Annotated in this window: 5 protein-coding genes; all 5 read right to left on the reverse strand. The window is 64.2% G+C overall.

What is annotated here, in order from left to right:
• Positions 1–7 precede the first annotated feature (7 nt).
• Genes AEQ63_RS06770 through AEQ63_RS06790 form a run of 5 tightly spaced genes read right to left on the reverse strand, consistent with a single transcriptional unit; the run spans position 8 to position 23,099 of the window.
• Complete coding sequence (locus AEQ63_RS06770) at positions 8–214, reverse strand: MbtH family protein (protein WP_039762895.1); 207 nt, start codon at positions 212–214, stop codon at positions 8–10.
• On the reverse strand, positions 207–890 hold the full coding sequence (locus AEQ63_RS06775; protein WP_064362335.1) for a hypothetical protein: 684 nt from the start codon (positions 888–890) through the stop codon (positions 207–209). Before AEQ63_RS06775 ends, AEQ63_RS06770 begins: the two co-directional genes overlap by 8 nt.
• Complete coding sequence (locus tag AEQ63_RS06780; RefSeq protein WP_064362337.1) at positions 887–9,982, reverse strand: non-ribosomal peptide synthetase; 9,096 nt, start codon at positions 9,980–9,982, stop codon at positions 887–889. Before AEQ63_RS06780 ends, AEQ63_RS06775 begins: the two co-directional genes overlap by 4 nt.
• Entirely contained in the window at positions 9,982–14,094 is a 4,113-nt protein-coding gene (locus AEQ63_RS06785; RefSeq protein ID WP_064362338.1) for a non-ribosomal peptide synthetase, read from the reverse strand. Before AEQ63_RS06785 ends, AEQ63_RS06780 begins: the two co-directional genes overlap by 1 nt.
• Positions 14,091–23,099 carry a non-ribosomal peptide synthetase gene (locus AEQ63_RS06790; RefSeq protein WP_064362340.1) on the reverse strand — a complete coding sequence of 3,003 codons (9,009 nt, stop codon included), beginning with the start codon at positions 23,097–23,099 and terminating at the stop codon, positions 14,091–14,093. Before AEQ63_RS06790 ends, AEQ63_RS06785 begins: the two co-directional genes overlap by 4 nt.
• Positions 23,100–23,676 lie beyond the last annotated feature (577 nt).

Below are 23,676 nucleotides of genomic sequence, written 5' to 3' on the forward strand. Positions count from 1 at the left end.
ACCTTTTTTATTGGAACGACACCGATGATTGCTCGTGCAGCGAACGCGGGCGCATGTCGATCCAGTGTTCGTTGATGTAATCCAGGCAGACCTGGCGTTCGCCACGCATCCCCGCCTCGTTCCAGCCGCTGGCCATCGGCTTGCCCGCCGGCCACAGGGAATACTGACCCTGGGCGTTGATCACCACATCGAATTGCAGGTGTGCGTCATTCATGTCGTTCTCCTGTTGAACGCGATTGCAGCGTGGCCAGACTCCGGTCGAGCCCGGCGGCGAGATGGTTGAATACGGCATGTCGCTGTTCGTCGCTCCAAGCGCAGGCCCCGACGTAAACCCGCACGGACGCCCCGCACACCTGAGCGCAGGTGTCTGCATCGTCGTCCGCAAAGGCCCGGGCCGACACCTCGGCGTTGGCGCTGGCATGAGCCTGGGCAAACGCGGCGGCAGCAGCCTCGGTATTGAGTTGTGCGTAATACTCGGCGAACGCCTCGGCATCGCCGAAGTGCTCGGAAATCGTGGCGCTGTTCGCCGGTGCGAGGCCGTAGGCCATCGCACTGGCGTGGGCCTTGGCGTACGCCGCGTCGTAGGGGTAGGCCTTGCGGTACAGCGCCAGCAACACCGGTTTGAGCGTGGCCCGCCACTCGCCCTGACGCCCGATCACGCCGAGCGCCGCCCGCTGATGCAGGCTTTGCAACGCGAGCAGCGCCTGCTGATGTTCCGGCAAGGCTTCGCAGAGCATCGGCATGACCACGTCGGCCTGCCAGAGATGAAACAGCTGAAACGGCACCTGACCGCGCAATTGCCTCAAGCGAAAGGCCGCGTTCGAATCGGCTTCGCACAACACCTTGGTCAAGGCCAGCCACCATCGCGGCATCGAGATCGGATCATTCATGGCGCAGGCTCATCCGTACCGATCACCTCGGCCAGCAACCGCGCCCAGCGGCCCGCCACGATGCCGTAGTGATCGGTGTCGAGGGTTTGCCAGCTGCGCAACTGCGGCAGCAAGGCCTGCCAATTGCGTTGCAGGTCGTCCGGGTTCCAGGCATTGCCCAGCCCGTAAGGATTGGCGTGCCCGGCGATGAACAGCCGCACCGCTGTGGTCGCCAGCGCCGGCGGCTGGAAGTCGAGCATGCTGCTCATGTTGTTGCGACAGCACACCGTCAGCCGTTGCAGATACGCCTGACGTTCCTCGGCCATGCCCTGCCCTTCAACCTCCGGCCAGCGCTGGGCGAACTCGCGTTGGAACACCTGCTCGATCGTCTGTTCGTCGATGCCGGCCAGTTCCGCACCGGCATCCGGCGCGGGCGGGTCGATCAGGTATAACAACGGTTGCCTGAATCCGTCAGCCCGGGCCTGATGACACAGAGCCTGCGCCACCCATGCACCAAATGACCAGCCAGCCAGGCGCCAGGTGCTGCCGTGCGGAAGGTGGGCCTTGATCGCCGCCTGATACCGGCGTGCACGTTCGTCCACGCTGATGTTCGGCAACTGCGGGAGACGCAGCGCCGGGTCGGCGATCACGCACACACCCAACTCCGCCGGCAATGCCGAGACCAGTTCCCGATAGGCCTGAACATCGCCACCCACCGGGTGGATCAGGTACAGCCAATCGTGGCCGGCACCGGCATGCCATTGATCAATCCGCACCGCGTCGTGCCAGTCGTGCGGTGCAGCCAGGGGCGCCTCTGCAACCGTGGCGGTCGACACCAGCCCAAGCACTTCGCTCAGGCTGACCTTGTGGCTGAATTGCGACAGCTGGAATACCTCACCAGTGGCCGCTTGCAGTTCGTCGATCAGGTCGAGCAGCGTCAGCGAATCCGCGCCCAGGTCGTACAGTGAATCGTCGTCCTCCAGCTCGGCCACACCGAGCCACTTGCACAAACACTCACGCAGGCGCGTCGACAGATCCACGCCCTTCGGTGCCTCGAGCACTGCGGCCACGGCACCATGGCGAACCGGATAGAACCGCCGCGCCGTGTCGATGCCGGTGGTGGAGATCAGTAGCTGCGGCAACTGCGTCGCCATCGCCAGATCGAACACCCGACAGCCCTCTTCGGCGGACAGGCCAACCTTCAGATGCTCCAGGTGCGCGGTGTCTGCGCTGTTGCTGGTGGTGGCCATGCCGATGTCGCGCCAGATGTCCCAGTTGATCTCCAGGCGCAGGCAAGCGTCGGTCGCGTTCGGGCGATAGTGGGTGAAGCCGTCGAGCACCCCGCTGGCCGCTGCGTAGTCCAGATGCCCCGCGCCGCCAAACAGTGCTGACATCGACGAGCAGTACAGGACAAAATCCGGCGTCAGGTGCTCGATCAAGGCCTCGACCGCCAGCATGCCGCGGGTCTTGGCGGCCATGGCCTGGGCCATTTGCCGAGCATCGCGATGACGAATCAGGCTGCCTGCACCGACGCCCGCCGCATGAATCACCCCGCTCACACGACCGTAACGAACGGCCAGTTGATCGAGTACCTGCGGCCAGCGCGGCAGGTCGGCGATGTCCGCTTTGATGCAGTCGATCCGCAAAGCGTAAGCCGCCAGAGACGCCGGCAATTGCCCCTGACGCGAGAGCAGCACCACCCGGCGTGCAGGTGCCTGCAGCAGGTGTTCGCACAAGGTCCGGCCGATGCCGCCGCTGCCGCCCAGTACCAGGAACGTACCGTCTTCCGGCAGAAGCCCTGATGTCGTTGCCGGGCCGGTCAATGGCTGAGGCATTAAACGTGGCTGCCAGAGATAACCATCGCGCACCGCCATTCGCCGAGGCAATGAGACCGGATCGACCAACAACGCTGCCAACTCGCCCGCGTACGTTCCGAGGCGTGACGACGGCCAGTCCAGCCAGTGGCAACGCACCGGGTATTCCTGCGGCACCACTTCAGTGACGCCGGCCAGCGCTGCCAGTTCGGGCCGCTGAACCTCGCCGTCCACCGGGCATGCCTGCCACGACATCAACCACAACCGCAGCCGGGTCGTGCGCGGGGTTTGCCCCCAGGCCTGCATCAGCGCACTGATCGTGTCCAGACAGGCCCACTGCGCCAGATCCAGCGATTGCTCGTTGACTGCACCAGACACCGCCAGTGGCAAGGCATGCAGCCAGTCGAGCTCGCCGAGTGCAGGTTCTGCGACCTCAGCGAGCAAACGGCTCAGGGCCTCAGCGTCCAGCGGATCAAGCTCGAAACGGTCCGTGCTCAGGCGTTTGAAACCGTTGCCGGTGCGCACTTGAATCACGCGTCGATACACGGCGTTCAGGCTCGCCAGCAATGTCGATTCGGGCGCGTCATGGCTGCACAGAATTAGCACCTCGCGGGATCCGGCCGTCGCTGCCGCGCTCAGGCGCCGGGTGCGCACCCACTGTCGCTGGTGGAACCAGTCCGCCAGCGGTTGTCGCTCAAGGGGTGGCGCATCAGGTTGAACAGCTACAGGTGGCTGGAAACGATACGGCTGAAGATCGAACGATGACGGCGGCAAATCCCAGGGCGGCGGTGCCGAGCACTGCGACCATTGGATATTCGCGCCTTCGTACCAGGCGTCCAGCAGCTCCTGCGGCGATTGATCAACGACTTTAAGTTGCGCGCCCGAAGCGGTGATTTCCTTGATCGCTGTCGGCTGCAATGGAATGTCGTCACCCGGCCGGCAGACCATCGCGAAGCGCCAGCGCAGTTGCCGACGACCTGACTGCAAGTGCCGCAACAACGCGGTCTGCTGCTCAGGATTCGTTTGCAGGTATTCGCGAATCGCCGCGATATCGCGCAGCAACTCCGCCCGGCTATGCGCTGAAATCATCAGCAGCGGCAACGTTTCCTCAACAGTTTGCTGCGCCGTAGGTGCAGCACCAACGATGACATGCGCGTTGGTCCCGCCGATCCCGAAACTGCTGACACCGGCCAGTCGCCGCCGCCCTTGCGGCCATGGCCGGGCCGTGGTCGGCACATAGAACGGCGAATGCTCCAGGTCGATCTGCGGGTTGATCCGGCCAAAACCCAGGTTAGGCGGCAGTACGCCATGGAACACCGCGAGGCTGGCGCGAATCAACCCGACCACGCCCGCCGCCGCACCCAGATGACCGATCTGGCTTTTCACCGAGGCCAGCGCGCATCGGCCGGCCGGCGCATCGCCGAACGCCTTGGTCAACGCCGCGACCTCGATCGGATCGCCGAGCAAGGTGCCGGTGCCGTGGGCCTCTACGTAGCCGATGTCAGCGCCGGTTAACCCGGCACGGCTCAAGGCATCGCGGATGACCGCGCTCTGCCCCGCCACCGACGGCGCGGTGTAACTCATCTTGGCCCGGCCATCGTTGTTCAACGCCGATCCCTCGACCAGCGCGTAAATCCGGTCGCCATCGGCCCGCGCCTTGGCCAGCGGTTTGAGCACCACTACGCCGTAGCCGCTGGCGCCAAGGGTGCCGCTGGCGTCGTCGCTGAACGGACGACACAAACCGTCGGCGGAGAAAATGTGCTGCGAGCGGTGCCGGTAGCCCTCGGTCAGCGTCGGGTCGATCAGCACCCCGCCCGCGAGCATCACGTCGCTGTCGCCCTGACGCAGCATCGAACTGGCCAGGTGCACGGCGATCAGCGAGCTGCCGCAAGCAGCCTGCACGCTCAGGGCCGGGCCGTTCAGGTCCAGGTGATACGCGGCTTTGGTTGCCAGAAAATCCTTGTCGTGATGCAGCGCCAGCTGGAAGCCGTCGGGCAAATCGTCGTCTGCGGTTTCACGCAGCATTTGCTGGAAGTAAGTGGTTTCGCCGCAACTGGCGATCAGGCCGATGCGCGGGCCATTCACCGACGGGACGATGGCCGCGTGTTGCAGGGCCTGAACGCACGCCATCAGCAGATGCCGCTGTTGCGGGTCCATCAGGCGCGCTTCCTGGCGGCTGATGCCGAAGTACTCAGCATCGAAATCGAGCATGCCCGCCAGTTGACTGCGGGCGCCGACCAGCCCCTCGTCAGCGGCAAAGTGCTCAATGCCCAGCCGATTGCCTTGCACCATTGCCCAGAACTCGGACAGGTTCTGCGCCCCGGCGACATTGACCGACATGCCGATGATCGCCATCGGCTGATGGCCTGCATCGGTCTGCCTTCCACGCTCGGCCACGTCCACCGGCGCGGTCGACAGATGCGCCGCCAGTTGTCGCACCGTGACGTATTCAAACAGGTCGGCCATTGTCACCTTGTGCGGCAGCTCTTCGGCGTAACGGCCATGCAAACGCATCAAGCCGAGGCTGGTGGCGCCGGCCTCGAAGAAGGTCTGCTGCGGTTCGATGTCCCGTCCGATCACGGCCTGGAACAACTCGCTGAGTTGCCGTTCCAGCGCGGTCAATTGAACAACCGGTGTTGGCGTACTGCGCCGCTCCAGGGCCTCGCCAACATTCGGCAAGGCGTTGCGGTCGATCTTGCCGCTGGGCGTGCGTGGCCAGAGGTCGATCCGCCGGTATTCATCGATTCGCACATGGGCCGGCAGCAGTTGCGCGACCTGACGATCCAGCTCACCGGATGTCGCAGGTTCGCCCTCGAGCTGCAGCCAGGCGATCAGCCGTGGCGGATCGGCCTGCACCGCCACCACCGCGTTGACCACTTCCGGCACCTGCATCAGCGCCGACTCGATCTGACCCAGTTCCAAACGATGGCCGCTGAGTTTGATCTGCTGATCGTCACGTCCCAGATAATGCAGGCAGCCCTGGGCATCGGCCCACGCCAGATCGCCGGTGCGGTAGTACAAACGGCCGTCTGCCAGCTCGACAAACCGCGCAGCGTTCAACTTTGGATCAGCCAGGTAGCACCGGGCAACCATTGGCCCGGCCACCAGCAGGTAGCCACGGCAGCCGTTGGGCACCGGGCGGTCATGCTCATCGACCAGCAACAGCCGCGCATTGCCAACCGCATGGCCGATCGGCGCGCGCAACGACCAGTTCCGCGCCACGGACGGCAGGCGCAAGGCGCTGACCACGTGGGTTTCGGTCGGGCCGTAATGGTTGAACAGCGAGGCGTGCGGCATGCCGCCGAACCAGTTGCGCAGCGCATCGGTGCAAAGCAGTTGCTCGCCGGCCGTGATCACCTCGCGCAACGCCGAAGGGTAAATGCCCCGGGCCACGGCGGTTTGCGCCAGGTGCTGCAAGGCCACGTACGGTAGAAACAGGCGCTCGATCCGCGCCTCGACCATGTACTCCAGCAACGCCTCGGCGTCCTGACGCCAGCGCGGCGTGATCAGGTGATAGCACCCGCCGCCGCACAGGGTGCTGAAAATCTCCTGAAACGACACATCGAACGACAGCATCGAGAACTGCAGGGTTACCGCTTTGGCCGGCAACTGCCCTTCGGTGCGCTGCCATTGCAGCAGGTTGCACAGGGTGCGCTCCGACACTTGCACACCTTTGGGCGTGCCGGTCGATCCGGAGGTGAACAGCGTGTACAGCGGCCGTTCGCCGGCGTGGCGTCGACGTTCGAACGTTGTGGCATTGGCGCTCAGATCGACCCGATGGGTGGCGAATCGTCCGGCGTTCAGGTCATCCAGCGCTGACTTCGTCATATCGCTGAACAGCACGCAATGCGGTTGCGCCTGTTCCAGCACCTGGCGCTGGATCGCAACCGGATAGGCAGGATCCAGCGGCACGGCCGTCAGATTGAGTTTGGCCAGGGCCAGCAAGGCGACGATGTGTTCCACCGAGGCATCGAGGAACAGCACGACATGCAATGGCGCGTTCCCGACGGGCAACGGATGGCACTCGATCAGGTTTGCCGTCAGAGCATCGGCCAGCGCATTCAGTTCGCTGTAGGTAAGGCGCCGCTGGCCTTGAACCAGCGCAACCGCATCCGGCGTGCAATGCACTTGATGCTCGAACCCGTCCGCCAGTGTGTTGAACGGCAGCGCAGTCCGAGGGCCCTCACTGGCCGGGGGCAAACCACGTCGATACGGACCGAGCAAATCGTTGAGGTTGGCCGCCGGGGTTTCCAGCAACAGGTCCAGGCCTCGGCGAAACAGCGCATTCACTGCGCGCATCTGTTCGCCATCGAAGTAGCTGCACTGATATTCCCACCAGCATTCCAGTTGCGACCCGCTGCCCACCATCAACAGCGTCAGCGGGCACTTGGCGTGCAAGTGCTCGTTGAATTGCAGCGTCGCGTGCAGGTTCGAATCGGCCAGCGCTGCGTAATCGGTGTTCTCCAGCACGAACATGAAATCGAACAGTAACGGGCTCGACGACAGCCGCAGGTCTTCCACCAGATCCGCCAGCGCCACGTCCTGCAACGCCAGTACCTCGCGCACCGTGGCGGTCTGCTTGCGCAACTGTTCGTCCAGGGTCGATGCCTGCTCGACGGCGGTCGGGATCAGCACGGTGTTGGCAAACATGCCGACCGTGTCTTCGAACTCCGCCAGTGGCCGGTTGGACACCGGACTGGCGATCCGTGGCCGTTCGCACCCGGTCAGGGCGTACAGGCTCCAGGCGAAGACGCTGAACAGCACTTCGAAACGGGTCAGCCGTTGTTGGGTGCAAAAGCGTTCGAGGGCCGCGCTGCGCAGGGTGCCCAAAGGTTCCCGGTGCAACCGGGCGTCCGGGCTGATTTCGCGCATTGGCATCAATGCAGGCGACGGTTCTTCCTGACGGCGATGCAACTCGGCGAGGGCGCGGCGCTGGTCACGATAATGCGGATCGACGCTCCACTGGCGCTGCCACTGGCCAAACTCCAGCGTCGTCAAGCGGGCCGCGGGTTGCAGGCTGTCGCGGCCTTGCAGGACATCGCTGTAAAGCTGCGCCAGGTCGTCGAACAGCAGATTCACAGACCAACCATCGACGATGATGTGATGCAGGTTCAGCAACAGCCGGCAGCCGCCATCGGCGAACGGCAACAGCCAAGCCTGAAACAGCTTCGGGGTGGTCAGGTCGAACGGCGCGGCGAACACTAGGTCGGCGAAGGCCTGCCAGTTGTCCTCGGTGAAATGCCCGACCGCAAAGATGCGACAGGTCGAGCCCTGCTCGGCGATTACCTGATCCAGTCCATCGGCACCCGCCACGAATGCCGTGCGCAATCCCGGATGACGCTGCACCAGACGCCCCAACGCCTCGGCCAGTGCCGCGACTTCGACCCCTGCCGCCAGATTCAGAATCAGCGGCACGCTGTAGGCGGTCGAGGTCGGCGAGCGTTGTTGCAACAGCCACAGGCGGCGCTGTTCGGCGGTGGCCGTTAGGCGTTTTGCGCGACTGATCGCAGGCGCGGGTGGGTAGATCGACGCGCCGTTCGTTTCACCGCTCAGTTGTACGGCCAATGACGAGAAAGGCTCGTTGAGCAACGTATCGATCGCGATCTCGCGCTGCCAGCGGACACGGATCGCCGAACGCAGGCGCATCGCCTTGAGCGAGTCGCCGCCACAGCCCAGCCAATCGTCCTGCGCACTCAGATAGGGTTGGCTGAGCAGCGAACGGGCCTGACTCAGCAACCAGTCCAGCGCCGGTGATGCGTTTTCGTTATCCGTAGCCGGCAAGACTGGGTGCCACGGACTCAAACCTTGGGCCAGCAAGCTATCACGATCGATCTTGCCATTCGCCGTCAGCGGCAGGCGCTCCAGCAGGAACAGCTGATTAGGCCGCATGTAAGGCGGCAGTTGTGCCCGCAGATGGTTTTCGAAAGCGTGATAGTCCAGAGCCCGGCGAGGCACGATGAACGCCAGCAACTGATGATCTTCCGCCGCCTGCCGCCGGGTGCAGACATACACCTGCGCCACACCCGGATGCTCCAGGATCCGTTGTTCCACCTCCCCCGGCTCGATCCGGAAACCCCGGATCTTCACCTGCCGGTCGACCCGCCCCAGGTACTCGATCAAGCCTTCGGCATTGCACCGCACCAGATCGCCGGTGCGGTAATGCACCTGCGCGCCACCGTCGAGGTCGGGCAAACGGACGAACTGGCGGGCGGGTTCTTCGGGCCGGTTGCGGGAGCCACGGGCGACACCACTGCCACTCAAATACAGCTCGCCGACCTCGCCTGCCGACACCGGACGTTGCTGCTCATCCAACACCTGCACACCGGTATCCGGCAACGGCCGGCCAATGGGCGCCGAGTCGCCGGCAAAATCGCGGCTGATCGGCCAGCACAGGGCAAACGTGGTGCATTCGGTGGGGCCGTAGACGTTGAAGATCCGGCAGCGGCTCTCAGGATTGGCCCGATACCACCCGCGAACGGCGGCAGCGCTGATCTGCTCACCGCCGATCAGCACCTGACGCATGCTGGAAAAGCACGACGGCCACTCGGCAATCATCGTGTTGAACAGCGACACCGTCATGAACAGGTTGTCGACCTGCGTGCGCTCCAGCACCTCGGCCAGTCGACGCGCATCCAGCACGTCCTCGTCAGCGATCAGGACGCAGCAACCGCCGTTGAGCAGCGGCGCCCACAGTTCGAAACTGCACGCATCGAATGCCGGGTTGGACAGGCAGGCAAACCGGTCCGTCGGGCGAATCTCGATATAGCCGTCGGTGGACGCCAGCCGCAGCAAGCCGCGCTCGCCAACCTCAACCGCTTTCGGCGTGCCGGTGGTGCCCGAGGTGTAGAACAGGAACATCACCTCGGCGAAGTCTTCGGCCAGTGCTTGCGGCGGGGCGTCCGACTGATCGAGCAAGGCCTCGACGTTGGTTTGCCACAGTGAAGGCGACCACAACGATTCGTCATTCAGGGTAATCAGGCCGACACACGCCGCATCCGCCAGCATCAGTTCCCGACGTTGGCGCGGGCTGGCCCGGTCCAGCGGCACCACTACCGCGCCAACTTTCAACGCGCCGATAATCGCCGCCAACCACTGCCAGCATCGCGGCATGCACAGCGCCAGCGACTGGCCGGGCTCGACGCCGCGCGCCAGCAACCCTCGGGCGATGCGTTCGCTGGCGCTGGCCAGTTGGGCGTAAGTCAGCCTGACCGACTGATCGATCACCGCCGGGGCTTGCGGATTGCGCGCCACTTGCTCGGCAAAACGCGCGAGCAACGGCCTGTCATTGGACGCACTCATTATTTCGCCTCCTGCGCGTCGAAGCGTTGCAGCTCCCGACGGATGATTTGCGAGACCCGGTGGATTTCCGCGCTTTCGAGCATGTCCCAGTGCCCGCCGCTGACCAGTTTCGCCAGATAGCCGCTGCCCGCGCGGCGACGCCAGAAGCCGCGCAGTTCATGCAACTGATGGCGGCTGAAATCTTCCCGCGCCTGGATCAGCACCACACGACCGGCGCGCGGCGAGCACTCATAAGCGGCCATGGCCAGCCGATTGTGGTTGTAGATGTTGAAATAGCGCTCGACCTGGGCGTCTTCGATGCCGGGGTACATGCCGTTGAAGCGCACCAGTTTGTCGCGAAACTCGGCCATGTCCACGGTGCCGATCTGCTCGCGGAAACCGGGGTCGTCGCTACCCTGGGTGTCAAGCAGCACCACCGTCACCTGACGATGCCCCGCCGCCGTCAACCGTCGCGCCATTTCATAGGCTACGAGGCCGCCGAACGACAACCCCGTGAGGATCAGCGGTTGCTGTGTCAGCGGCTCAATCTGGTGCAAGTAGGCCTCGGCCATCGCTTCGACCGTCGGCTCGGTGCTTTCCCCCGGATTCAGCCCCGGCGATTGCACGCCGTAGACGCCGGTTGTATCCGGCAGCACCTTGGCCAGCGATAGGTAGCAGAACGCCGTGCCGCCCGCCGGGTGAATGCACACCACGTTGTGCTGGCCGCTGCCGCGTCGGAATTCGATCAGGTTGCTCTGGGCCAGCGCCGGGTTGGCCCCGACCCGCAGCCAGCCGCCCAGCGCTTCGATGGTCGGGTAGCTGAGCACTACGCGCACCGGCACTTCGACCGCGAACTGCTGGCTGATTTCATGAGCCATTTTGATTGCGGCGATGGAGGTGCCGCCGACATTGAAAAAGTTGTCGCGAATGCCGATCTGCGGCGCCAGCAACAGGCTTTTCCAGATCTGGTACAACGCCAGTTCGATGTGATCGCGCGGGCTGCTCAGGTTGACCTGGCGGTTGGTCATCTCTTCATCCGCCAGCGCTGTCAGCGCGGTTCGGTCGACCTTGCCGTTGGCGGTCAGTGGCAGCGCGTCGAGCCACAGGTAGCTGCCGGGGATCACCGCTCTGGGCAGTGTCGTCGCCAGATGGGCGTGCACCGCTGCTTCGTCCACAGTCTCGGCCACCACGCAACAGGCCACCAGCCGCTGATCCTGCGCTGCTTCGCCGACCATCAGCACCACGGCGCTGCGAATGCCGGGAAACGCTTCGAGCCGGGCCTCGATCTCGCCCAGTTCCAGACGCACGCCGCGCAACTTGACCTGAAAGTCGTTGCGACCGAGAAATTCCAGTTGACCGTCCGGGCGATAACGCGCCAGATCGCCGCTGCGATAGAGCCGGTCGCCTGTCACAAACGGATTGTCGATAAAGCGCTCGGCACTGAGCTGCTCCAGTCCCAGATAGCCACGGGCCACGCCCACGCCGCCGATGTGCAGATGTCCGGTCACGCCCACCGGCACCGGCTGGTCGCGGTCATCAAGCACGTAAAAACGGTTATTGGAAATCGGCCGGCCGATCGGCAGTTGCCGGGCCGGCACCTCGGCGCCAGGCTCCAGGGTCCAGATGCTGTTGATCACCGTGGTTTCGGTCGGGCCGTAGACGTTGTGCAGCCGCGCATGGGGCAGGCGCTCCTGAAAGCGCCGGGCCAGAGCCGGTGGCAGTTCACCGCCGCCGCTGAACACGTCAGTCAGCGACGCACACTGGCTGACCTCGTCGACCTCCAGAAACAGCTGTAGCATCGCCGGCACGAACACCAGCGCCGTGACCTTCCGTTCGTGCACCTCGCGCGCCAGATACGCTGGTTCGTAATGCCCGCCGGGCCGCGCGATCACCAGCCGCCCGCCAGTTGCCAGCGGCCAGAACGTCTCCCACGCCGAGGCATCGAAACCGAACGGAATCTTGTGCAGCATCGCCCCCGCTTCGCCGCAGACCTGCAAACACCACAGCAGCAGGTTGCTCAGGCCACGGTGGGCGACCATCGCCCCCTTGGGCAAACCGGTGGTGCCCGAGGTGTAGATCACGTAGGCGAGGTGGTCAGGGGTGACGCCGACATGGCGCGGATCAAGATTGTCCGCCGGCAATGACGCCCAGCTCGCGGCATCTTTTTCGAGGTCGAGAATCGGCGCTTCCCAGGTCGAGCCTTGCACGGCTTGCCGCAGGATAGCGTGCGCCGAGCCGAGGGTCAGCAGCACCGCCGGCGTGCTGTCACCGAGCATATGGCTCAGGCGCCCCAGCGGATAATCCGGATCCAGCGGCACGTAGGCGCCGCCGGCCTTGAGCACTGCCAGCAACGCGACCGGCAACTCCAGCGAGCGCTCGATGCACACCGCCACGCGCACATCCGGGCCGACGCCCAAGTTGCGCAAGTGCCGCGCCAGGCGGTTGGCCTGGGCATTGAGTTCGGCGTAGTCAAGCGACTCACCCTCGAACACAACTGCGCAGGCCTGAGGGTTGCTCGCCGCCTGCGATTCGACCAGTTGATGCACGCAGGGCGCCGCTTGCGTCAGTGGCGCGGCGCGGTTGAACTCCACCAGCATCTGCTGACGCTCCGCCTCGTTCATCAACGGCAAGGCATTGATCGGTTGCTTGGCGTCGGCGGCGATCTGCTCGAGCAGGTGGCGGTAGTGCCCGCTCAGGCGTTCGATGGTCGCAAGGTCGTAGAGGTCGGTGTTGTATTCCACCAGCAAGTCCAGTCGCCCTGCCCGCTCGACCCATTCGAATGCCAGATCGAACTTGGCCGTGGCACTGCTGGTGCCGTACGGCGCCAGTTCCAGAGCGGGCATCTGCACCGCGTTGCCCGGGGTGTTCTGCAGCACCAGCATCACCTGGAACAACGGTGAGTGACCGGGATCGCGCGGCGGGTTGACGGCCTCGACCACGCGATCGAACGGCACGTCCTGATGGGCGTGGACGTCGAACATCTGCCCCCGCACCTCACGCAGCAGTTCAGCGAAGGTCTGCTGCGGATTCAGGCGCTGACGCAGCACCAGCGTATTGACGAAATGACCGATCAGCGGCTCGATTTCCGGACGATTGCGATTGGCGAACGGCGTGCCGATGCACAGATCCTGCTGACCGCTGTGGCGCCACAGCAGCACCGCCAATGCGCCCAGCAACACGTTGAACAGCGTGCCCTGGGTCTGCCGGGCCAGCGCGGTGAGTTCACGCAAGGTGCCGCCATCGACGGACGAACTGAACGTGGCCCCGACAAAGCGCTGCACCAGCGGTCGCGGCCGGTCGGCGGGCAAGGTCGATAACAGCGGCGCGTCGTCCAGGGTGCGGCGCCAGTAATCGAGTTGCGCGTCCAGCGCCGCACCACCCACCCGCTGTTGCTGCCAGCACGCGTAGTCGGCGTATTGCACCGACAACGGCGCAAGAGTCGAGGTTTCGCCACGCAGATAATCGCCGTACAGCGTGGCGATTTCATGCAGGATCACACCCATCGACCAGCCGTCGGCGATGATGTGATGCACGCTGTACAGCCACAGGTATTCATCGTCGGCCACGTGCAGTAACGACGCCCGCAGCAGTGGACCGGCGGCCAGATCGAACGGCGCCCGGGCATCCTGTTCGACGGCGATTCGCACTTGCTGCTCACGCTCGTCGGCAGGCAATTGGCGCAGATCCGTCACCGACAACGACAGCGGCATCGACGAATGCACCACCTGACGCGGTTCACCGTCCACGCTGCAAAACGTCGTGCGCAGGACTTCGTGGCGGGCCACCAGTTGGTTGAGCGCCCGCTCCAGCTGCGCGACGTCCAACTGCCCTTTCAGCGTTACCGCCGTCGGCACATTGTAGAACGGGTTGCCGGGTTCCAGTTGATCAAGAAACCACAGTTGCCGTTGTGAAAACGACAATGGCCAAGCCGCGTGCGCACCTGCACGACGGGGAATTACCGCGTCATCTTGCCCGCCGAGCAAGGCGATCAGTTCCTGTTTGTGACGCTTGAGCGCCTGGGTCAGTTCTTCGCTGAGAAACCCGCGCGGCGCCTTGCAGCGCAGCCTGTCACCGTCAACCTCGAGCACCACGCCATGGCGAGCGAACAACGCCAGCAATTGATCGGCAGTCATACTTCGAATTCCTCCATGTCTTCATCGTCCAGGCTGGCGGTCACAGGCTCGATGGCAAACGCCTCGACTGGCGCGCGGTGTCGTTCATCGGCCGTGCGCAGGCCGCCGATCATCGAGTAGATCAATTCATGGCTCGGCCCCAGGTCAAACAGCGTGGTCAGTTGCTGTTCTTCGACCGAGCCGATACCGCACAGGCCCAGGCCCTGCTCGACGGCGGTCATGCTCAGCAACTGGGCCCTGGCGCCGCTTTCGATGTGGCAGAAGGCGCGGCTGCGCCCGCCGTACAACGGACGAATCGCCGCCATGTCGGCGATGAAGAACAGCGAGAACGCGGCGTTCTCGTACACCGGACGGTTGACGAAATAGTCATAGGTGTCCGGGTCGAGCGCTCCGCTCTGGAGCGCCAGCAGACGATGCTGGCGGGGATCGTAGTAATACGCGCCGCCGGGCACGCCGAGCACGCGATCCGGCTTGACGTAGAGGTACGCCTGAACCGGGTACAGCCCGCCCGCCGACGGGAACTGGTATTTCACCTCGCCATCGAGTTGCCCTTGGGCCAACGCCGCCAGTACGTGCGCGAAGGCCCGGGTGGCGATCGGTTGCCGATCGTATTGACGCACCGAGCGGTAATTGCTCAAACGTCGGGCGAAGGCCGGGTCTTGCGGCAGGTCCAGCGCCAGCGCCGGCAGGGTCTGAGCGAAGTCGCGGCGTCCGCGCTGTTCGGCCTTGAACTGCGCCCGCTGCTGGGGATCTTCGATGATGTCCTGTACGGGATCCGAGGCCTGCTGCACGTTGCCGAGCACATCCTGCCGCGCCCGGTTCTGGCGGTACATGCCAAGCAGATGCAGCAACGTCGGTTGGGCCAGCAGTTGCGCCACATGCGGGCGGAACTGCAAGGCGCCGGACAAGGCGTTGCTGATCCTGACGATATCGATCGACGTTGCGCCGAGGTTCAGCAGATTGGCGTTGGCGGCAATGGAATCGCGCTTGAGCACGTCCTGCACGATTGCCACCAGCCGTTGCTCCTGCGGGCCATCGACTTCGATCGCCAGCCCTTGTTCCTCGATCTGCTCCGGTTCCGGCAGGCGTTTCTTGTCGACTTTGCCGTTGGACGACAACGGCCACGCTTCAACAAAGGTGAATGACGGCGGAATCATGTAGGCCGGCAGTTTGTCGCTCAGGTACGCGCTGAAATCGTTGGCCTGCAACGCCGGATCGGCCTTGAGCACATAACCCGCCAGACGCTTCTCGCCCAGCGCGCTGCCCAAAATCCGCACCACCGCGCTCTGCACGCCGGGATGGCGATTGAGCGCGGCTTCGATTTCGCCCAGCTCGATGCGATAACCCTGAACCTTGACCTGATTGTCTTCGCGGCCGAGGAATTCGATGTTGCCGTCCGGCAGCAAGCGCCCCAGGTCGCCGGTGCGATACAGGCGCTCACCGGTCAGTGGATGATCAAAGAAACTGCCGGCGCTGAGCTTGTCATCGCGCCAGTAACCTTTCGCCAGACCGATACCGCCGATGTACAACTGCCCCGCGACCCAGGTCGGGCGCACCTGCAGCGTTTCATCCAGCACGTAGAAGCGCTGATGATCGAGTGCCTTGCCGTAGGGAATGCTGCGCCACGCCGGGTCGACATGCTGCACCGGGTAGCAGATCGACCAGATCGACGCTTCGGTGGCACCGCCCAGGCTGATCAACTGCAAATCCCGCTGCAAAGCCCAGGCCCGCTCGGGCAGAGTCAATGGAATCCAGTCACCGGACAGCATCGCCACCCGCAGGCTGGCGGGCAACGCGCCGCCCTCGCCCTCTACGTACTCGACCAGCATGCCGAGCAGCGCCGGGACCGAGTTCCACACGCTGACCTGGTGACGTTCGATCAACGCCAGCCAGTGCGCCGGATCAAGTGACAGTTGCGGTTCGAGGATGACCACCGCCGCGCCCACGGCGAGGGTGCCGAAGAAGTCATAGACCGACAGGTCGAAGCTCAGCGACGAGATCGCCAATACGCGGTCGTTCGGGCCGACGGCAAAGCGTCGGTTGATGTCGAGCAAGGTATTGACCGCACCGCGATGATCGATCACCACGCCTTTGGGCTGGCCGGTGGAACCCGAGGTATAGATCACGTAAGCCAGGTCGCTTTCGTTCACCTGCACCGGTTGCAGTGGCAGTACATCGTTTGAGACTTCATCGCTCACCGCGATGGCCGTGACTTGCGTCGGCCATTCGATTTTGTCGAGCAGCGCTGGTTGGGTCAGGGCCAGACTCGCCTCGGCCCGCTCCAGAATATGCCGCAGCCGTTCCGCCGGCTGAGTCGGCTCGATGGGCAGATAAGCGCCGCCGGCATACAGAATCGCCAGGGTCGCGACCACTTGCTCCGAACCGCGCTCCATCACCACCGCGACCAAGCGGTTCGGCAGCACGCCTTGCGCTTGCAGACGGGCGCCGAGTTGCCGCGCCTCGTTGCGTAGCTGAGCGTACGTCAGCTGTCGCGCACCGATTACCGCCAGTGCATCCGGTGTCGCGAGGGCCTGACGTTCGAACAAGTCGTGCATCAACGGCAGCGTGTGCTGGTTGTCGACCGGTGCCGGCAAGCGTGCTTGCGGCAACAATTGCGGCGTATTTGCGCCCCAGGCTGCCGGCTCGCACAGGCTGTCGAGCAGCGTGTTATAGGCGACGAACATCTGCTCGATCATCCCTTGCGGGAACAGTTCGTCGATGCTGTCCCAGTTAAACAGCAGGCGTCCTTCCAGCTCCAGCAACGTGTGGTCGAGCCACACCTGCGGGGTCTGGGTGATGCTGTGCATGTGCCTGGCATTCAATGCGTCGGCGAGATTGAACTCGGCCAGTTCCGGCGCCGCTTCCGACAGTGTGCTGTTGAACACGATCGGCATCGCCGTCTGCTGCACGCCCCGGGCCTGGGACAATTCGCGCAGTACTCGCACACCGCTGACCACCGAATGGTCGATATCGCGCCACAGTTGCGCCTGCACCGCGCGCGCCTTGTCGGTGAAACTCTGCGAACCGTCGATGCCGACTTCCAGCAGCACCAGCGAGGTGAAGTCGCCGATGATTTCGTCTACATCGGGATGCAGCGGCATGCGGTTGAACAGCGGCAGGCTCAGGGTGAAACGCGGCGTGCGGCTCCACAGTGCCAGCACTTCGCTGAACGCGGTCAGCAGCATGACCGACGGCGTCACGGCAAACTGTTTAGCCACGGCTTTGAGCTGCGTCCACTGCGCCGCCGACATGTCGCGGTCGCGGCGGGTGAAGTGCGGATTGGCGATGCCTTCCGGCTGGCGCACCAACGGCAGGTCCGGCGCCGGGGCCAGAGTGGTCACCCGCTCACGCCAGTAGCCCAGCGCCTGCTCGTAGCGGCGGCCATCGCGCAGCTGTTGTTCGGCCAGCACATAGTCGCGGAAAGTCAGCCCCGGTTCCGCCAGTTCCAGCGTCGGATCGACGTAGAACGCCATCAGTTCGCGGGCGAGAATCTGCGTGCTCGCCGCGTCGACGATCAGCGCGTCGAGGCTGATGTGCAAATGGGTGATGCCGTCGTCGAGCAACGACAGGCTGAACTCGAACAGCGGCCAGCGACTGGCGTCCAGCACCTGGTGGGACTGGCGTTCGCGGGTCGCCTCAAGGGTGCGTTGCGCTACATCAGCGGGCAACCCGCGCAGGTCGCTGCGCGGCATATGGTAGGTCGGCACCTGCCCCAGTACCTGTTGCGTGCCGTTGCTGAGGAACACCACGCGCAGCATGTCGTGGCGCTGGATCATGCGGTTCAGCGCACGCTCGAAACGCTCGGCGTCGAATTCGCGAATGCGCAGTTCTTCGTAGCCGTGGGCACTGACGCCGCCCAGACTGACCGTGGCCTCGCGACCGAACCAGTAGGCTTGCTGAATATCGGTAAGAGGGAACGGTTCATGTCGATTGCCGCGATCCGGCTCGAGCTGGATGAATGCCGGTTCAACGCTTTGCTCTTCACGCGACACCTGCGCCGCCAGATCCAGCAACACCGGGGTCTGGAACAGGCTGCTCAGGGACAGTTGCGCGCCCATGCGCTGGTTGATCGCGTAGATCATCCGCGTCGCCAGCAGCGAGTGGCCGCCGAGGTCGAAGAAGTTGTCGTGGATGCCGACCCTTTCGCACTTGAGCACTTCGGCCCAGATTCCGGCCATCTGACGCTCAAAGTCATTGCGCGGCGCCTCGTAAGTCGCCCCGGCACTGCGTTCCGGCGCTGGCAGCGCCTGGCGGTCAAGCTTGCCGTTGCGGGTCAGCGGCAATTGCGACAGGCGAACCCAGGCACTCGGGATCATGTGTTCGGGCAACTGGCGTTGCAGTTCGGCGCGCAGGCATTCAGGGGGCGCGGTGCCGACCACATAGGCCACCAGACGTTTGTCCCCGGCCACGTCCTCACGCAGCAATACGGCGGCTTCCTGTACGCCGGGTTGTTGATGCAACAGGCTGTCGATCTCGCCGAGCTCGATGCGGAAACCGCGCAATTTCACCTGTTGGTCGATGCGTCCCAGGTATTGCACGTTGCCGTCGGCCTGGAACTTCGCGAGGTCGCCGCTGCGGTACATCCGCCCGCCCGGCTCGGCACTGAACGGGTCCGGCAGGAAGCGTTCGGCGGTCAGGTCCGGGCGGTTCAGATAGCCACGGGCCAGGCAAGCGCCGGCGATGTACAACTCGCCTGCCACGCCGATCGGCACGGGATTCAGATATTCGTCCAGCACGTACAGCCGCGCATTGGCGATGGGGCGGCCAATGGGCGGCGCGTCCGGCCAGGATTCGGCCGCGTTGCAATCGAGGCTGAATTGGCTGACCACATGGGTTTCGGTCGGCCCGTACTGGTTGTGCAACTGCGCGCCGCCAAGCCCGCGGACAAAGCCACGCAGCTCGTCATTGATTTGCAGGGCTTCACCGGCGGTGATGATCTCGCAGCCGCCGGCCGGCATCGGTGCATCGGCCTCGGTCAGGCCGGCGAGTTGCTGCAACACGGCGAACGGCAGGAACGCCCGCTGTACACCTTCGGCCACCAGGGTCGGGCGCAGCGCGGCGAGGTCCTTGCGACTGTCTTCGGTCATCAGCAACAGGCTGCCGCCCTGGCACAGCGTGCTGCAGATTTCCTGGAACGAGACGTCGAAATTCAGCGAGGCGAATTGCAGCACCCGCTGCGGTGCCCTGGCCTGATCGAGTTGCCAGGTGATCAGGTTGTCCAGCGCACGACGGCTGTGGGCCACGCCTTTGGGTCGTCCGGTGGAGCCGGAGGTGTAAAGCACGTAGCCGAGGTGTTCCGGGGTCACCGTGACCTGCGGGTCATCCGTCGGGTGTTGCGCCCATTGCGATGCGTCAGTGTCCAGGCAGCAGATTTTCGCCTCGTTAGCCGGTAGCCTGGCCATCAGGCTCGATTGCGTCAGCAGCAAGGTAGGCGCCGCATCACTGAACATGAACGCCAGGCGTTCGCTCGGGTAAGCCGGATCGAATGGCACATACGCCGCACCGGCCTTGAGGATCGCCAGCAGGCCGATGACCATTTGCGGCGAACGCTCCAGGCACAGGCCGACGCGATGCTCGGGGCCTACGCCTTGTTCGATCAGGTAACGCGCGAGGCGGTTGGCGGCGCGATTCAGTTCGCCGTAGCTCAGTTGCTCACGGTCGGCGAGCAACGCCACGGCGTCGGGTGTTTGCCGGGCGAGGCTTTCGAAACGCGCCACGCAACCGGGTAGCGACGCAGTTTCCCGGGCGGTGCGGTTCCAGTCATGAACGATGTGCTGGTGTTGCTCGGCGCTCAGCAGCTTGATCCCCGCCAGCGACTGCTCGCTATTCTCGAACATCTGCGTCAGTACCCGACGCAGGTACTCGCCGAACTGCTCGACGGTGCCGCGCTCGAACAGGCCCGAAGCGTATTCCAGACCGCCGACGATCCGCCCGTCACGCTCACTGAGGGCCAGTTGCAGGTCGAACTTGGCCACGTGATGGCTGCTCTCGACCGGGGTCACCTCAAGCCCGGTCAGCAGCAGATCGGAATCCTGATCCTGTTCCCAGGCAAACAGCACCTGGAACAGCGGACTGTGGGCCAGACTGCGCGGCGGGTTGAGCAATTCCACCACTTGCTCGAACGGCAGGTCCTGATGCTCCTGAGCCTCCAGCGCCACTCGCCGCGCCTGTTGCAGCCATTGCGCCACCGACGGCGTACCCGATTGAGTCATCCGCAGAGCCAACGTATTGACGAAGAAACCGATCAGCCCTTCCAGTTCCTGTTGCGGGCGGTTGGCCGACGGCACGCCGATCACCACGTCGCTTTGCCCCGACAGGCGCGACAACAACAGCGAAAAACCGGCCAGCAGAGTCATGAACAGCGTCGTGCCTTGCTGCATGCCCAGGGCTTTCAATCGCGCGGTCAAAGCTTCGTCGAAGACCAATGGAACAAAGCCGCCGAGGTAATCCTGCACGGGCGGGCGCTTGTGATCGGTCGGCAGCTCCAGCAGCACCGGTGCGCCGCTGAGGGTTTCACGCCAGTAACGGCTTTGCTGCTCCAGAACGTCACCGGACAGCCACTGTTTTTGCCACACGGCGTAATCCACGTACTGCACCGGCAATGGCGGCAGCGGATCGTCGCGATCCTGCAACGCCGCTGCGTACAGTTGGCCGAGCTCGCGGGTGAGCACGCCCATCGACCAGCCGTCTGAGATGATGTGGTGCTGGGTCAGCAACAGCACATGGTCATCCGCCGCCAGCCGCACCAGGCTGACCCTCATCAGCGGGCCGCGGCTCAGATCGAACGGTTCGGCGCCCTCCTCGTCGATCAAGCGGCTCAGGCGTTTTTGCGCATCGTTCCCCTGTACGTCAATCACCGTCAGCCGGATACCGTGCGCAGGCGGCGAAACCAATTGCCGCCCTTCCCCTTCAACGGCAATGAACGTCGTGCGTAGCGCCGCATGGCGCGCCACCAGTAGATTGAAGCTGCGTTCCAGTGCTGCCACGTCCAGCGAACCGCGCAAACGCAGGTTCAACGGCATGTGATAGGCGGCGTTGCCACCCTCCATTTGCGCCAAAAACCACAGGCGCTGCTGAGCAGACGACAACGTTTGCGCGCCCGAGCGTTCAAGGGTTGTGATGGCTGGACGAGCTGCCGCCTGACTGGCATGCAGCCGTTCGGCGAACTCAGCCAGGACCGGCGCGGCAAACAGCGTCGAGGGTGCCACTTCCAGCCCCAGCGCATGGCGAACCTGCGCCAGCACGCGCATCACCAGCAGCGAGTGACCGCCGAGGGCGAAGAACTGATCCTGACGCCCGACCTGCTCGACGCCGAGCACGTCGGCCCAGATTGCGGCGAGCGCTGTTTCCAGCGGGCCTTGTGGTGCCTGATACTCCTGCTGCTCGAACGCCTCGATGTTCGGCGCCGGCAGGTTTGGTCGATCGACCTTGCCGTTGGCGGTCAGCGGCAACGCATCGAGACGCACGAAGGCGGTTGGCACCATGTAGTCCGGCAGACTGGTTTGCAGCTGTTCACGCAGCGCGCGCGGGCTCAGTGTTGAGTCTGGTTTTTCGCAGAAGTAGGCCACCAGACGCGGTTCACCGGGACTGTCCTGACGCAGCAACACCACGCTTTCCCGCACGCCCGGAATGTCCGCGAGCCGGGTTTCGATTCCCCCCCGCCCCAGACGCAGCCCGCGCAATTTGGCCTGGGAATCGTTGCGGCCGAGGAATTCCAATTGGCCGTCGGCCCGGTACCGCGCCAGATCACCGGTGCGATACAGCCGCTCGCCCGCCACGAACGGGCTGTCGATGAAACGCTCAGCGGTCAGTTGCGGCAGGTTCAGATAACCGCGCGCCGCGCCGACGCCACCGATGTACAGTTCACCGGCTCCTCCCTCGGCAACCGCTTTACCGTCAGCGTCGAGCAGGTAAATCCGGGTATTGGGCAGTGCCCGGCCGACGGGCAACACCGCGTCGATCTGGCTGCCTTCGGTGAATTCAAAACAGGTGCTGTCGATGCTCGCCTCGGTGACGCCATAGGCCTGGACGATCTGCACCTGCTCACCGCACAGCCTGCGTAATTGCCGGGCGCTGTGGGCGGTCCAGATGTCGGAGCCGCAGACCACGGTGCGCAGGAACGACAGGTCGTGGCCGGTCTCTTCGACCCACGCCAACAGTGGATTGAGCAGCGCCGGCACGAAGTCGGCAAAGCCGATGCGCGCGTCACGTATCAAGCGATACAGGGCCGGCGGGTCCATCAGGGTGTCCCGTGGACACAGCACCAGCGTGCCGCCAAAACCCAGCGCACGGATCAGGTCCGCGCTGAACACGTCGAAGGAAAAGCCGGCCATTTGCAGGTGGTTGATCGGCTCGCCCAACTCATAGAGTTGCGCCCAGTCAGCACTCACCGCAACCAGCCCGCGATGCTCGACCATCACGCCTTTCGGGGTGCCGGTGGAGCCGGAGGTGTAGATCACGTAAGCCAGGTGACGGGGTGTCAGGCCGATCGCGTGAGGATCAAGGTTGTCAGCCGCAAGCGCAGCCCAATCGCGGGCGTCGGCCAGATCCAGCAGAGTGGGGGTGGTCGCCGACTGTTCGAGCGCCGCCCGCAAAACAACGCGCGCCTGTCCATGGGTCAGCACCACCGGCGGTGCGCTGTCGGCCAGCATGTGCGCCAGCCGCGCCTGCGGATAAGACGGGTCCAGCGGCACATAGGCGCCGCCGGCCTTGAGCACCGCGAGTACGCCGACCAGCATTTCCAACGAACGCTCCAGGCACAGTCCGACTCGCACGTCCGGCCCGACCCCGAGCTTGCGAAGGTGATGGGCCAACCGGTTGGCGCGGGTGTTCAGTTCACGATAACTGAGCGCCTCCTGCTGCCAGCGTGCGGCGATGGCATCAGGGTTGCGCAGCACCTGCGCCTCAAACAGACCGTGCACGCACAGGTCTGCATCGAACGGTTTCAAGGAGCAAACGTCGGGCTGCGTTGGATTCGTCCCACGCAAGGAAGTGTTATCGAGCATCGGAGACTACCGTCCATGACTACTTTATTGTTGTGATCAGGCCGGGACAGAACATGCCCCGCCAGTCAGGCCCCGGCATCGGATGCCGGCAAGGTCATTCGAATTCAGGAGGATGGCACGGCACGCGCGTGCAGACTCGCGTTGAACGCGGGCACACGCAGAAATTCGGGGGGAGACAGGCTGGAGAAGAACGCCGCCGCGCGGTCGGCGCAGGCAACTGGAAGGTGGGTCGAATCATTGGCGACAGACGTCGCCCCATTCACTACATCGACGATTGCAAACCGCGTGACCAATTGAAACCTCGCCTTCCATTTTGAGGGTCAACGACGAGGAACAACCTGCGCGGGGATGACAGCGCCAGGGTGGTCCCGATCGGCTGCGACTGCCGGGTCTGTGGACACACGGCAATCTTCTGGCGCCGGGTTTGTGACCCGAAGCGCCGGCAGATAATAACCACGTTTTTTGCTGGTGAGGCAAACAAAATGTAGGAATTCTGCGAAATAAATATCAGCCGTTTCCCACATGATCGTGACGATGGCAAAGAGACAGGGATGTCAAAAATGTTCGTACATCGTAC

Source organism: Pseudomonas sp. RIT-PI-o, assembly GCF_001297215.1.
Taxonomy (GTDB): Bacteria; Pseudomonadota; Gammaproteobacteria; order Pseudomonadales; family Pseudomonadaceae; genus Aquipseudomonas; species Aquipseudomonas moraviensis_A.

What these genes read in the sequence shown, in the direction of transcription:
- AEQ63_RS06775 (WP_064362335.1), bottom strand. Translation starts at nt 890, where the DNA reads ATGAATGATCCGATCTCGATGCCGCGATGGTGGCTGGCCTTGACCAAG.
- AEQ63_RS06785 (WP_064362338.1), bottom strand. Translation starts at nt 14,094, where the DNA reads ATGACTGCCGATCAATTGCTGGCGTTGTTCGCTCGCCATGGCGTGGTG.
- AEQ63_RS06790 (WP_064362340.1), bottom strand. Translation starts at nt 23,099, where the DNA reads ATGCTCGATAACACTTCCTTGCGTGGGACGAATCCAACGCAGCCCGAC.
- AEQ63_RS06780 (WP_064362337.1), bottom strand. Translation starts at nt 9,982, where the DNA reads ATGAGTGCGTCCAATGACAGGCCGTTGCTCGCGCGTTTTGCCGAGCAA.
- AEQ63_RS06770 (WP_039762895.1), bottom strand. Translation starts at nt 214, where the DNA reads ATGAATGACGCACACCTGCAATTCGATGTGGTGATCAACGCCCAGGGT.